We start from the raw sequence: 13,411 nt of genomic DNA, 5'->3' as shown, positions 1-13,411 counted from the left end.
TGCTGTCGCTGAGCGCATTGTTCTCTTTCACACCGTCACCAATGGCGAGAGGGCAGCAAACTTTGCCGGACCGATCCCGGGGATCTCCTGCAGCTGTTCGACCGACGTGAATCGGCCGTTCTTGTCGCGCCACGCAATGATCCCTGCTGCCGTCACCGGGCCGACGCCGGGCAGCGCATCGAGGCCCGCCACGTCGGTGGTGTTCAGATCGACCTTGGCGGTCGGGCCACCGGTGGTGGTCGGGCTGCTCCCACCCGATACTCCCTGGCCGCCGCCACCGGACACGGTGGACCCGTCGCCGTCGGACCCGGCAACACCCACCTCGGCGACGACCACCGACGCCCCATCCGTCAACTTCTCGGCAAGGTTCAGTCCGGTCAGGTTCGCGGCGGCGGTGGCGCCACCGGCCTTGTCGATCGCATCCGCCACCCGCGCCCCGGCCACCAGCCGGACGAGGCCAGGACGATGGACCGCGCCAGTCACCGACACGACGATGATTCCGACGGATGTCGCCGGCGAGGTAGGCAGGACGCCGCCCGCTCGAACGGAAGTTCCTTTGGCGGTCGAGAAGGACCCTGAGATCTGTCCAGCCCGAGTGGCTGCACCGGTCGGCGACGGATCCGACACCGTTGACAGCGCCACCGACTGCACCGGCCGTGGGACCGGTTGGTCACGCCAGACCCCGACCGCAGCGACCAGGGCGGCAATGGCCGCGACCACCGTCAGCAGGAGTGCGCCACGCTTGCCCGGATCCACGCGGCTGTCCCGGAGCGGCTCCGGAACCCACCTCCGGGCCAGCCGTCCCCAGGGCTGGTGGGGTGAGTATCGCGACCGCCGGGCCCGATGACCAGGGACTTGATCGAACTCGCTGCCTGGGCTGCCCTCATCCACGTCGGCAATCTGTTCCGGGTCGTCGTCCCGATTCGTTTCCGCTGAACCGGTCGCTGCGGAGGCGGGCAGAGCAGGGACGGAGATCGTGGAACCGAACTCGCTGCCGTCATCGGGAATCCACCCGCCCGGCACTGGATTGTCGGAGGGACGGTCCAGCCGTTGATGCCGAGCGGTCGCAGGCCTCCGGTGCGGCTCGGCGGGAACATGCGGTGTCCCATCGCTATCGACGGGTCGCCGGACTGCGGGGATCCCCTCCGTCGGGCCCGGAAGGCCAGGTGCGACCGGCCGATCGACGGCGCTCGCAGACGCCTCTTCAGACAGCCGTCCGGCGGCGAGCTCGCTGAGCCGATGGCGGGAGTCGGGACGGATTCGCACGGCCCGGACGCTACGGACGCCGAACACGACACGTCATCCGCCGTACGACGAATGTGGACAACCCGGAGCATGGGGATGGGCGCCCACGGGTTGTCCACATCGCGGCCGATGTGAGCCCGGACCAGGGCCGCCACGATCCTTTTCGACGGCCGGTGCAACCTGGCCGCACCCCGAAGCGTCACCCACGTATCAGGAGTCGCTCTGCGTGCTCTTGAGGATCACAGGCCTGGCGGGATCACCCCCGACTGGTTCCGCCAGGCCTGGTCCGCCACCGCTTGTCACCCGCCCCCTGCCAGCAGACGATCGAAATCGCTGATGTGTCATGAGACTCAGGCGGCGGGTCCGCTACCTCCCCGCCGGGACCTCGACGATCTGCGACCTGACCAGCGTTGCGCCCTGGACGTCCAACAGCGCCATGGTGCCGGTCGGCTGCCGTCGCCTGTCGGTGGGTGAGCCCGGATTCAGGATGCGGAAGCCGGCGCAGGTCTCCTCCAACGGAATGTGGGAGTGCCCGAAGATCACCAGATCAGCGGCCGGGAACCGTCTGCGCATCCGCTGGAGCCGACCTGCCTTCTGTCCGCTGTCGTGGATCATCGCGACGGGCAGACCTTCGATGACGAACTCGACGGTCTCGAGCGCCCCGCAGGATGCGATGCCAGGGCCGTCGTTGTTCCCGAGCACCACCCGCACGGGCGCGAACTGCGCAAGCTGTTGCAGCACATCGGGTGTGCAGACGTCCCCGGCGTGCAGGATCAGCTCAGCGGTCTCCAGGTGCTGGGCCACCCCCGGCGGGCACGTTTTCCAGAAGCGGGGAGCGTGGGTGTCTGACAGGACGGCGACGCGCATCGCACCATCATGCGGTGTGAGACAGCGACCAACCTGCACCGACGGCCCCGCCCGGATCGAGCGGCGTGACTGCCTACCATGACGAGTGTGCACAACGACGCAATCATCTCGGCCGCGGCGAACCACCTCAGTCCGCATCGTCACGGCGACAGGCTGTTCGGCGATGTCGCCGCCGCTCTCATCACTGTCAGCGGGGACTGGTTCTACGGCGTCTGCATCGACACCGGCTCCGGCACCGGATTCTGTGCCGAGGCATCAGCGATCGGTGCGATGGTCACCGCGACGCAGTACCGCATCAAGCAGATCGTCGCAGTGTGGCGAGATGACACCGACGGTCGACTGTCGGTGCTCCCACCCTGCGGACGATGCCGGGAGTTCCTGAGGCAGATCGACGATTCCAACATCGACACCGAAGTAGTGCTGGGACGCGCAACGAGTGCGACTCTTCGAGACCTGTTGCCTTACCACGAATGGCCGCTGCCGCTCGACGAGAACGACGGATGGTCGGCTCAGTCCGAGCTCTCACGGTCGAGCTGGACGTCAAGCGCCGGCCAGTTCCTCGTCGCCGCCGGGCAGGATCACTCCGCCGAGGCCGGCGTTGTAGGAGTGCAGGCGCCAGGAACCCATGAACCGGTGCAGGACCACCCAGTGGCAGTTCCCGATCCCGATCAAGGTGGCCCAGGCATCCTCGGGTAGGTCCAGCAGCAGACCGGTCAGGCCGACGATGAGGCCGCCGTGTGCCACCAGCAGTGCCCGTTCGGCGTCGGACGCATCGACCTCCGCGACCACCTCGGCCGCCCGCTGGGCGACCTGCCACCGCGACTCACCCTCGGGCGGCGAGCTGTGGGCGGATGTGGTGCGCCAGCGCTCCCACTCCCCCGGCCAGCCCGCCGTCACGTCTTCCCTGGTCAATCCTTCCCAGCGGCCCATCGAGGTCTCCCGCAGGCGGACGTCGATGCCGACGGTGAGACCGAGCAGACCGCCCACCGGAGCGGCGGTCGACCTCGCCCGCGAGAGGTCCGAGGAGATGACGAGTTCCGGGGACAGCGCGGCCACCGACGGTGCTGCGGCCAGCGCCTGCCGCTGCCCCACCTCGTTGAGCGGGATGTCCCGGTGTCCCTGCAGCCGCGCCTGGGCGTTCCAGTCCGTCTCGCCGTGCCGCATCAGGATCAGATGGCGGAGAGTCACGCGGGCATGTGCCCTTCGCGTTCGTCGTCGTCGAAGTCGTCCGGGTCGTCACCGGTGTCGACGGCCGCGACGCTCACCGGAACGGCCGCGCCATCACCGTCGGCCGGCGCGTCCGCGTCGACCCACGGAATCGTCGGGCAGTCCTTCCACAGCCGGTCGAGCGCGTAGAAGACCCGCTCCTCGGAGTGCTGCACGTGGACGACGACGTCGAGGAAGTCCAGCAGGACCCAGCGCCCGTCCCGCTCGCCCTCACGACGGACCGGCTTCACACCGGCCTCGCGCATCTTGTCCTCGACCTCGTCGACGATGGCCGACACCTGACGCTCGTTGGCGCCGGTGACGATCACGAAGATGTCGGTGATGGCGAGCCGATCGGACACGTCGACCAGCAGCACGTCCTTCGCCAGCTTGTCTGCGGCAGCCTGGGCGGCCACCTTGGCCATCGCGATGGCTGAATCTGTTGCGGTCACTGCACTCCCTCGATTGTTCCGGCACGTGGTGCGCCGTTCACTGCGGTGGCCAGTTCGGCCGACTGCAAAGCCTCTCGTTCGGCGGGCCTACCGGCGCCGTGGACGGCAGGACCGACCCGGCGTAGAGCCCGTACTTCCCGATGTACTGCACGACGCCGTCCGGAACCAGGTACCAGACAGGTGCGCCGGCGGCGACCCGACGGCGGCAGTCGGTCGAGGAGATCGCCAGCGCGGGCACCTCGACCATGGTGACGGCGCCGGTCGGCAGCGGCAGATCTCCCACCACGTACCCGGGCCGGGTCACCCCGATGAAGTGCGCCAGCTCGAAGAGCTTCTCGACGTCCTTCCAGCCCATGATCGCCGACAACGCGTCGGCGCCGGTGATGAAGAACCACTCGGCGTCCGGCTCCCGGCGGCGCAGGTCGGTCAGGGTGTCCCTGGTGTAGGTCGGCCCGGCGCGGTCGATGTCGACCCTCGAGACGGAGAATCGCGGGTTCGCGGCGGTCGCGATCACGGCCATCAGGTAGCGGTGCTCGGCGGGGCTCACCTCGCTCTTCTGCCACGGCTGCCCGGTCGGTACGAACAGCACCTCGTCCAGTTCGAACCGGTCGGCTACCTCGGAGGCGGCCACCAGGTGACCGTGGTGGATGGGGTCGAAAGTGCCACCCATGACGCCGATCCGGCGCGGACGCGACGGGTCCGTACCCGCCAGCACGCCGGTCGGACGGTCCGGCCCGGGGCCGGTCACGAGGCCGACCTCGTCTGGCCGGTCCCGACGAGGATGTACTTGGTGCTGGTCAGTTCGGCCAGACCCATCGGACCTCGGGCGTGCAGTTTCTGCGTCGAGATGCCGATCTCGGCACCGAACCCGAACTCGCCGCCGTCGGTGAACGCGGTCGAGGCGTTGACCATGACGGCCGCTGCGTCGACCCGGGCGCTGAACAGCCCGGCATGCGCAATGTTCGAGGTCACGATCGCCTCGGTGTGCCCGGTGCCGTGGATGTTGATGTGGTCGATCGCAGCATCGAGGTCGTCGACGACCGCGGCGGCAATGTCGAGCGTCAGGTACTCGGTGTCGAAGTCCTCCGGGACGGCCGGGACCACATGTGATGCGCCACCGGCGATCTCGTAGATGTGGCTATCGGCATGCACCGTCACTCCGTGGTCGGCCAGTGCGCGCAGCGCCAGCGGCACGAAGACCGTTGCGATATCGGCGTGCACCAGCAGGTTCTCGGCCGCGTTGCACACGGACGGACGGCGCACCTTCGAGTTGATCAGGATGTCGATCGCCATCTGCAGATCCGCGCCGGCGTCGACGTAGACGTGGCAGTTGCCGACTCCGGTCTCGATCACCGGGACCGTCGACGACTCGACGACGGCCTTGATCAGGCCGGCACCGCCCCGCGGGATGATGACGTCGACCAGTCCACGGGCCGTCATCAGATGACGCACCGACGCCCGGTCCGTCCCCGGCACCAGCTGGATCGCGTCCCGCGGAACGCCCTGGGCAGCAGCCGCTTCGGACAGGATCTCGGCCAGCACCGTGTTGGAGAAGTGCGCCGACGCGCTCCCCCGCAACAGAGCGGCGTTGCCCGACTTGAGGGCGATGCCGGCGGCATCGACGGTGACATTCGGCCTGGCCTCGTAGATGATCGCAACCACGCCCAGCGGAACCCGCACCTGGGACAGCTGCACACCGTTCGCCAGCACGCTGCCGCGGACGACGGTGCCGATGGGATCGGGCAGTCCGACGAGAGCTTCCAGCCCGGCCGCCATCGACTCGATCCGACCGCCGGTGAGCCGCAGGCGGTCGACCAACGACTCCGGGGTGCCGGCCAGCACGGCCAACTCGACGTCACGATCGTTGGCCGCCAGCACCTCAGAAGCTCTGACGCGCAGGGCTTCCGCCATCGACAACAGGGCGGCGTCCTTGACCGGGGCGGACAACAGCCCGACGGCGGTGGAGGCGACCTTCGACCGGCGGGCGGCGTCCAGCACCTGCTCGCGGCTGGCCGGCCCTGACGTCGCATCCACGGCGCGTGGCGACGGATCGGTCTTCGTCATGTCAGTCCTCCAGCGGCATCGGTGGTGGCGATCAGATCGTCGGCGTGGACGACCTCGTGACGCAGATCCGGGGGCAGATCGGCGAGCGTTTTCCCGATGATGCCAGGGAGGGCGGCGGCATCGTGCCCGACGAACCCTCTGGCCACCCGGACGCCGTCGGGACCGAGCAGGTCCACCACGTCGCCCGACTCGAAATCACCGACCGCACCGATGATCCCGGCCGGCAGCAATGACTTCCGCCGGTCGATGACGGCAGCGACGGCGCCGGAGTCCAGGGTCAGCGAGCCGGCACTGGTCGCGGCGTGGCGCAGCCAGAACAGCCGCGCACCGGTCCGCCGGGTGGCCGGGGCGAAAGCTGTACCCACCAGCGGGATCTCGTCCGGCGAGTGAGGGTTGCCGATCAATGCGGACGCGGCCTGGGCGGCAGAGGCGAGGAGCACCGGGATACCGGCTCCGGTGGCCATCGCGGCGGCCGACAACTTGGACGCCATGCCTCCGGTACCGACATCGCTGGAGGGCGCTGCGATCTCGATGTCGACGAGATCCGCCGGGCCGTCGACGTGATCGATGCGTCGCGATGCGGGCAGCCGCGGATCACCGGTGTAGAGGGCATCGACGTCGGAGAGCAGGACCAGCGCGTCGGCCGCGACGAGGTGGGCCACCAGGGCCGCCAGCCGATCGTTGTCGCCGAAGCGGATCTCGGCGGTCGCCACCGTGTCGTTCTCGTTGACCACCGGCACCACCCCGAACGACAGCAGCTTGGCGAAGGTGCGCTGCGCGTTGCGATAGTGGGCCCGACGCACGACGTCATCCGTGGTGAGCAGCACCTGCCCGACCTTGAGCCCGTGACGCGCGAATGATCCGGCATAGCGCTGGGCGAGGAGTTGCTGGCCCACCGAGGCGGCAGCCTGCTGGGTGGGCAGGTCGCGGGGCCGGCGCTTGAGACCCAGCGGCGCCAGGCCGGCAGCGATCGCGCCCGAGGACACCAGGACCACCGAGGTACCGGTCGCGGCCCGGAGCGCAACGGCGTCGACCAACGCGTCCAGACGAGCCGGATCCAGACCGCCGGCCGAGGTCGTCAATGACGAGGAACCGACCTTCACGACGATGGTTTTCGCTGCGCCGATGGCTGCTCTGGTGCCACTGTGGCCAGCAATCGGGTCGACCCCGGCCGCTGACACGGCCGGCACCGTCATCGCCGTTGCTCTTGCTCCCGGGGTTGCTCCCCCTCGGCCGCAGGCTCGGTCTCGTTCCGCGTCGATTCCGTCGCTTCGTGCAAATCCCACTTGGGATCGGCCCAGCCCTCGTCGTCCCAGGCCGCCTGATCGCCTTCACGCGGCGCCAGCCGGGCGCGGAGCACCTCGATGTCGGTGTCGACCAACTCGGGGTTCTCCACCTCCAGGCCACGTCGCAGCCGGTGCAGAGCCTTGCGGTCCGCGGCGCCGACACGATCGATCTGCTCCAGGCGCGGGTCGAAACCGCGCTCGATCGGCTCGAGATTGACGCCGGCCAGCGTGGTCGGCTCCCAGTCGAAGCTGATCGGCCCGATCTGCACCGGAGCACCGGCCTTCGCGCCGAGCTTGGAGAGCTTGTCCTCGACACCCAACCTGGCCAGCCGGTCGGCCAGATACCCGACCGCCTCGTCGTTGTTGAAGTCGGTCTGCAGGATCCAACGCTCCGGACGACTGCCGGTGACGATGAACCCGCCGTCGACCTCGGGATCGACGACGACCTTGAACTGCTCCTCGTCGAATGCCGCGGGACGGACGATCAGGCGCGGTGCGACCTTGACCGGGCGGGCCGTGCGGTCGGCGGCGACCACCTCGGCCATCGCGTACTTCAGGGCGTTCAGGCCCTCGTGGCTCGCGGTGGAGATCTGGAAGACCCGGTAGCCGGCCTCCTCCAGATCGGCCTGGACGAACTCGGCCAGCTCGCGTGCCTCCGGGACGTCGATCTTGTTGAGGACGACCAGCCGGGGACGCTCGGCGAGATCGTCGGACAGCGACGGCGTGTACTGGGCCAACTCGGCCTCGAGGGCCTCGATGTCCGAGACGGGATCGCGGCCGGACTCGAACGTCGCGCAGTCGACGACGTGCACGAGGACCGAGCATCGCTCGATGTGGCGGAGGAACTCCAGTCCGAGTCCCTTGCCCTGGCTCGCACCCGGGATCAGGCCGGGGACGTCGGCGATCGTGTAGATCTCGCCGCCCGCGGTGACGACGCCGAGGTTGGGCTCGAGGGTGGTGAAGGGGTAGTCGGCGATCTTCGGCTTCGCCGCCGACAGCACGGACACCAGCGACGACTTGCCCGCAGAGGGGAAGCCCACCAGGCCGACATCGGCCATCGACTTCAGTTCGAGCGTGATGTCGGCGACATCGCCCGGCTCGCCGAGCAGCGCGAATCCGGGGGCCTTGCGGGCCCGGGAAGCCAGCGCCGCGTTGCCGAGACCACCGCGCCCACCCTTGGCGGCGACATAGCGGGTGCCGGCGCCGATCAGGTCGGCCAGCATGTTGCCGTGCCCGTCGAGCACGACCGTGCCCTCGGGCACGTTGAGCTCGAGGCCGGTGCCGTTGGCGCCCTCGCGGTGATCACCGGCGCCGCCCTTGCCGTTGCCGGCCTTGGCGTGCGGGTGGAAGTGGAAGTCCAGCAGGGTGTGGACGTTCGGGTCGACGATCAGGGTGACGTCGCCCCCGTTGCCGCCGTTGCCGCCGTCAGGACCACCGAGTGGTTTGAACTTCTCCCGATGGACGGACGAACAGCCGTGACCGCCATCGCCGGCCTGCAGATGCAGGACGGCCCGGTCGACGAATCGCGCCATGGGCACCTCCTACCGACAGTTGTTGCAGGGAAAAATGCGGGTGTTGCAGGAACAATCGTGATGACGCACGGCTCAACAGTGGGCTGCCACGCCAGATTCCGCCGTGACGCCGTTGCCTCTTGAATGCCGAAGAGGGGCGGGCCCGGGAAGCCCGGATCCGCCCCTCTGTCAAAGTGCTCGCTCGACCGCCGAAGCGGTGAGAGCCGTCAGGCGCCGACTGCCTCGGCGGCAACCGTCTCGACCACCGCGGCCGGGACGATGTTGACGGTCTTGCGACCGCGCTTGCTGCCGAACTCGACGCTGCCGGCCGCGAGGGCGAACAGCGTGTCGTCCTTGCCACGTCCGACCAGATCGCCCGGGTGGAACTTGGTGCCGCGCTGGCGGATCAGGATCTCGCCGGCCTTGACGACCTGGCCGCCGAAGCGCTTGACGCCGAGGTACTGGGCGTTGGAGTCGCGACCGTTACGAGAGCTGGAAGCTCCCTTTTTGTGTGCCATGTCTGTTCAGCCTCTCTCAAGCGCCAGCGGTGATGCCGGTCACGCGCACCTGGGTCAGCGGCTGGCGGTGCCCCTGGCGCTTGTGGTAACCGGTCTTGTTCTTGAACTTGTGGATGACGATCTTCGGGCCCTTGGTGTGGGCGACAACCTCGCCCGACACCGTGACTCCGGCCAGTTCGGCGGCCGTGGTGGTGATCTGGATGCCATCGACGAGGAGAACAGCCGGGAGGGTGACGGCAGCGCCGGGCTCGCCCTCGAGCTTCTCGATCTCGATGACGTCGCCCTCGGCGACCTTGTACTGCTTGCCGCCGGTCTTGACGATCGCGTACATCGTGGACGCGCCTTCCTCAACTGTTGTCAGTGCTGGTTCATGTGGCTGATGCTCATGTCGGTGCGCCTCCGGCTGCCGCCAAGAGTTGCGGCGACCTTCGGTGACCCGTGCCCCGAGGTCTGCTCGTGGTGCGGAGTGGCCCTGCGCTCCGGAGACCGCGCGTGACCTGCACCTTCGAGGTTTCCCCCACCGATGCCGGCGATGCCGCAGTCCCAAGATGATGCAGGGCAGTACAAAACCCGCTGCTGTGCAGCGGGCAGACTCCCTACTCTACCTTTGGCAGGGCTGCCAGGACAAACCAGCGATCACCAGCCGCTGAACCGCCCGTATTCCAGGCTCAGCTGGTGGTCGCGCCGGCCGGTCCGGCGGGACGGGACGCGGCCCGCCGACGACGGGGCGCAGCCTTCACCACGACCGGTTCCGCCTCCGGCGCAGCAGTCGCTGCGCTCTCAGGGGGTCCTGCTACTGCTCCGTTGATCTCGACCGAACCGTTCGCGAGCCCGCCGCTCACGGTGGATCCCGCCTCCGGCGCTGACACCTCGGGAACCTGCGGAGTGGAGATCTCCGGCGCGGCGGTCGCTGCGCCGGCAGCCCGACTGCCCCGGCGCCGCGGCTGCGACCGTCCGGCGCGGGCCGGCTGGTCGGGGGTCGCCTCGGGCGTCACCGCCTCGGACTGCGTCACTTCGAGCTCGGTCACTTCGAGCTCCGTCACTTCGGGCTCCGTCACTCCAAGTGCAGCCACCTCCACCGGGACGACCTCGACGACGTCGGGGACCTCGGCGGCAGCGACCACCACCTCAGGGATGGCGGCTTCGCGAACGTCTGCTTCCGTCGTCGGGATGTCCAGGACTTCGGCGGTCAGCGCAGCATCGGCCGCTACCTCGACCGGCGTGATCTCGACCGCACCGGTCGCGTTCGGCGCACCGGCCGGACGACCGGCGGCCCGACGACCACGACGCCGCCCGCTCGGAGCGGACGCCTCCTCGGCGGCCGGTGACGCAGCCGGGGCTGCCGACGACTCTGCGGCAACCGAGCTCTCGGCCTGACGCACTGCGCGTGCATCCAGAGCGGCCAGCACTGCGGATACCGCGTCAGACGCGTCTCGGGACAGCGGCGCGTTGAACGAGGAGTCCGGCGCCGAGGACTGGGCGTCCGAGGATGCATCTGCAGCGGACGCGGCCTGCGCAGACTCGGACGCAGCGATCGGCTCGGCGTGCTCGTCATGGGATTCGTTGCTGCCACGGGTCGGCGGCTTGGGCCCACGCGGGTCCGGCGGCCGGACCGTGGCCGCCACGATCTTCACGATCGGCTCGGCCTCGGCCACCGCGTCCTGGCGACCACGGCCACGACGACCACGCCCGGCGCGGCGATCGGCGTCGCTCTCGCCCTGGTCCTGGCCACCGGAGCGGTCCTCCATCGGCACGTCGTGCAGCACGATGCCACGACCGTGGCAGTGCGGGCACGGCTCCGAGAACGCTTCGACCAGGCCGGTTCCCATCTTCTTCCTGGTCATCTGGATGAGGCCGAGCGAGGTGACCTCGGCGACCTGGTGACGGGTGCGGTCGCGGCCGAGGCACTCGGTCAGCCGTCGCATCACCAGTTCCCGGTTCGACTCCAGCACCATGTCGATGAAGTCGACGACGATGATGCCGCCGATGTCACGCAATCGCAGCTGACGGACGACCTCCTCGGCCGCCTCCAGGTTGTTCTTGGTGACGGTCTCCTCGAGGTTGCCGCCGGATCCGGTGTACTTGCCGGTGTTGACGTCGACGACCGTCATGGCCTCGGTGCGGTCGATCACCAGCGAACCACCGGAAGGCAGATAGACCTTGCGCTCCAACGCTTTCGCGATCTGCTCGTCGATGCGGTAGGCGGTGAAGACGTCGTTCGGGCCGTCGTAGCGGGAGACCCGCTCGGACAGCTCTGGGGCCACTGCGTCGATGTAGGAGGCGACCGGCTCGTAAGCGCGTTCGCCGTCGAGGACGAGCCGGGAGATGTCGGAGTTGAACAGGTCGCGGACGACCTTGATCAGCGTGTCGGGCTCGGCCGAGAGCATCAGTGGCGCATTGGACTTCTTCTCCGCCTGGCGGGAGATCTCCTCCCACTGGGTCTTCAGCCGTTCGACGTCGCGCGCCAGCTCTTCCTCGGCCACCCCTTCGGCCGCCGTCCGGATGATGACGCCGGCGTCCTCGGGGACGATCCGGTCCAGGATCGACTTGAGACGCTTGCGCTCGGTGTCCGGCAGCTTGCGAGAGATGCCGGTGGCGCCGCCACCTGGCACGTAGACCAGGAAGCGACCGGGCAGCGAGATCTGGGTGGTGAGACGCGCGCCCTTCTGGCCGACCGGGTCCTTGGAGACCTGCACCAGCAGGGTGTCGCCGCCGGACAACGCGGTTTCGATGCGCCGGGCCTTGCCGGCCAGACCGGCCGCGTCCCAGTTGACCTCACCGGCGTAGAGCACCGCGTTGCGGCCCTTGCCGATGTCGACGAACGCCGCCTCCATCGAGGGCAGCACGTTCTGCACCCGGCCGAGGTAGATGTTGCCCATCAGCGATTCCGAGCCGGCCCGCGAGACGAAGTGCTCGACGAGCACACCATCCTCGAGCAGCGCGACCTGGGCGAGATCGCCGCGCTGGCGTACTGCCATCACCCGGTCGACGGCCTCGCGGCGGGCCAGGAACTCGGCCTCCGTCAGGATCTGCGGGCGGCTGCGCGAACCGCGGGAGTCACGGCGGCGCTGGCGCTTGGCCTCCAACCGCGTGGATCCGCGAACGCCCTGCACCTCGGAACTGCTCGAGCCGGCCGGCTTGTCGCCGCCGCCCGAGGAAGAACCGGCGGAACGCGGTTCGCGGACGTGCACGACGGTGTTGTCGGGATCGTCCTCGCGGCCCGATTCCTCGCCACCGGATTCTGCGGACCCGGTACGGCGACGGCGACGACGACGACGACGGGTGCCACCCTCGTCACCTGCATCGTCGTCGACGGAGTCTTCCTCGTCGTCCTGTCGCGCGGGACTGTCCGAGCTCGTGCCGTCGGCCTCGCTCTCGCCTTCGGCCGTGCTGCTGTCGGACTGCTCGTCCTCGGCGGCGTCGTCCTGACGATCGTCGCCGGTCCGGCCGCGACCGCGACGTCCACGACGACGACGACGCCTGGCGGCCTGGTCGTCCTCGTCGGTGCCGTCGACCTCGGAGGCTTCGGTGGAATCGTCTGCTTCCGACGGGGAGTCGGAGGACAGGTCGGCCGAGCCGATGCTCGCGACTGCTTCGACTGCTGCGCCTGCATCACCTCTGACCGCCTCGGCATCGGCGTCCTGGTCGCTCTGGGCGTCGTTCTGACGTCCACGCGACCCGGAGCGTCCGCGCCGGCGACGGCCGGAACGCGAGGTACCGGTCTCCTGGCCGGCAGCATCGGGCGCGGTGTCGTCCGCGCTTCCGTCGGCATCGACCAGAGCCTCCGGTGTCTCCGGTGATTCGAAGACAGGAGCCGTGACGTCCGGGGGCGAGGCCGCCTCGGCAAGTGTCGGGTCGGCCGGAGCGGCCGACCGGGTCGCGCGGCGGCGGCGCGGGGCGGGAGCTTCGGTGGGAGGCAGGAACAGCGGCGCCGCGAAGAAGCCGGGATCTTGCTCGGGCGCAGCCTGCTCGACCGCGTCTCGAAGATCAACCGGCTCGGGCGCTGCGACGGCGTCCGGCTCCGGCGAGGCGTCCGGCTCGGCCGACAACAGCGAGGTGAGGACCGCGGTGGCGTCGGCGGCGCCAACGGAAGAAGCCGCCGACGAGACCACGACGCCGGCAGCGGCCAGCGCTGCGATCAGGTCCTTGGAGGCGAGCCCGGCCCGTTTGGCCAACTCGTGGACCCGCAATTTTGCCGGTAGGTCGACGAGCGCCTGCTCCAGGGAAACGACGGTGGGTGATGCGTTCTTGGTGGGTGACAC

11 protein-coding genes are annotated in these 13,411 nt (G+C 69.2%); all 11 read right to left on the bottom strand.

Annotated elements, in window-relative coordinates; genetic code table 11:
- Positions 1 to 27: 27 nt before the first annotated feature.
- On the bottom strand, positions 28 to 756 hold the full coding sequence (locus ABIB25_RS04215; RefSeq protein ID WP_354527166.1) for a ComEA family DNA-binding protein: 729 nt from the start codon (positions 754 to 756) through the stop codon (positions 28 to 30).
- 855 nt (positions 757 to 1,611) lie between these two features.
- The gene (locus ABIB25_RS04210; RefSeq protein WP_354527165.1) at positions 1,612 to 2,112 is read right to left on the bottom strand and encodes a metallophosphoesterase family protein; all 501 of its coding nucleotides are present in this window, start codon (positions 2,110 to 2,112) and stop codon (positions 1,612 to 1,614) included.
- Positions 2,113 to 2,652: 540 nt separating this feature from the next.
- Entirely contained in the window at positions 2,653 to 3,300 is a 648-nt protein-coding gene (locus ABIB25_RS04205; RefSeq protein ID WP_354527164.1) for a histidine phosphatase family protein, read from the bottom strand.
- Entirely contained in the window at positions 3,297 to 3,770 is a 474-nt protein-coding gene (rsfS, locus tag ABIB25_RS04200; RefSeq protein ID WP_354527163.1) for a ribosome silencing factor, read from the bottom strand. The genes ABIB25_RS04205 and rsfS overlap by 4 nt, the downstream gene beginning before the upstream one ends.
- Positions 3,771 to 3,807: 37 nt before the next feature.
- Complete coding sequence (gene nadD / locus ABIB25_RS04195; protein ID WP_354527547.1) at positions 3,808 to 4,440, bottom strand: nicotinate-nucleotide adenylyltransferase; 633 nt, start codon at positions 4,438 to 4,440, stop codon at positions 3,808 to 3,810.
- Between the two features lie 74 nt (positions 4,441 to 4,514).
- Positions 4,515 to 5,834 carry a glutamate-5-semialdehyde dehydrogenase gene (locus tag ABIB25_RS04190; protein WP_354527162.1) on the bottom strand — a complete coding sequence of 440 codons (1,320 nt, stop codon included), beginning with the start codon at positions 5,832 to 5,834 and terminating at the stop codon, positions 4,515 to 4,517.
- Positions 5,831 to 7,030 (bottom strand): glutamate 5-kinase, encoded by a 1,200-nt coding sequence (gene proB, locus ABIB25_RS04185; protein WP_354527161.1) that lies wholly within the window; start codon positions 7,028 to 7,030, stop codon positions 5,831 to 5,833. Before proB ends, ABIB25_RS04190 begins: the two co-directional genes overlap by 4 nt.
- Positions 7,027 to 8,652, bottom strand: a complete 1,626-nt coding sequence (obgE, locus tag ABIB25_RS04180) for a GTPase ObgE (protein WP_354527160.1) — start codon at positions 8,650 to 8,652, stop codon at positions 7,027 to 7,029. Before obgE ends, proB begins: the two co-directional genes overlap by 4 nt.
- Positions 8,653 to 8,858: 206 nt before the next feature.
- Positions 8,859 to 9,149, bottom strand: a complete 291-nt coding sequence (gene rpmA / locus ABIB25_RS04175) for a 50S ribosomal protein L27 (protein ID WP_354527159.1) — start codon at positions 9,147 to 9,149, stop codon at positions 8,859 to 8,861.
- A gap of 16 nt (positions 9,150 to 9,165) precedes the next feature.
- Positions 9,166 to 9,480, bottom strand: a complete 315-nt coding sequence (gene rplU / locus ABIB25_RS04170) for a 50S ribosomal protein L21 (RefSeq protein ID WP_354527158.1) — start codon at positions 9,478 to 9,480, stop codon at positions 9,166 to 9,168.
- Between the two features lie 337 nt (positions 9,481 to 9,817).
- On the bottom strand, positions 9,818 to 13,411 hold the full coding sequence (locus ABIB25_RS04165) for a translation initiation factor IF-2 N-terminal domain-containing protein (protein ID WP_354527157.1): 3,594 nt from the start codon (positions 13,409 to 13,411) through the stop codon (positions 9,818 to 9,820).

Source organism: Nakamurella sp. UYEF19 (assembly GCF_040546275.1).
Classification (GTDB): Bacteria; Actinomycetota; Actinomycetes; order Mycobacteriales; family Nakamurellaceae; genus Nakamurella.
The sequence above is the reverse complement of the archived record's forward strand: the minus strand, read 5'-3'. Positions and strand labels throughout refer to the sequence as shown.

Coding starts and splice junctions, on each gene's coding strand:
- proB (WP_354527161.1), bottom strand. CDS start 7,030: ATGACGGTGCCGGCCGTGTCAGCGGCCGGGGTCGACCCGATTGCTGGC.
- ABIB25_RS04190 (WP_354527162.1), bottom strand. CDS start 5,834: ATGACGAAGACCGATCCGTCGCCACGCGCCGTGGATGCGACGTCAGGG.
- nadD (WP_354527547.1), bottom strand. CDS start 4,440: ATGGGTGGCACTTTCGACCCCATCCACCACGGTCACCTGGTGGCCGCC.
- rplU (WP_354527158.1), bottom strand. CDS start 9,480: ATGTACGCGATCGTCAAGACCGGCGGCAAGCAGTACAAGGTCGCCGAG.
- ABIB25_RS04210 (WP_354527165.1), bottom strand. CDS start 2,112: ATGCGCGTCGCCGTCCTGTCAGACACCCACGCTCCCCGCTTCTGGAAA.
- obgE (WP_354527160.1), bottom strand. CDS start 8,652: ATGGCGCGATTCGTCGACCGGGCCGTCCTGCATCTGCAGGCCGGCGAT.
- rpmA (WP_354527159.1), bottom strand. CDS start 9,149: ATGGCACACAAAAAGGGAGCTTCCAGCTCTCGTAACGGTCGCGACTCC.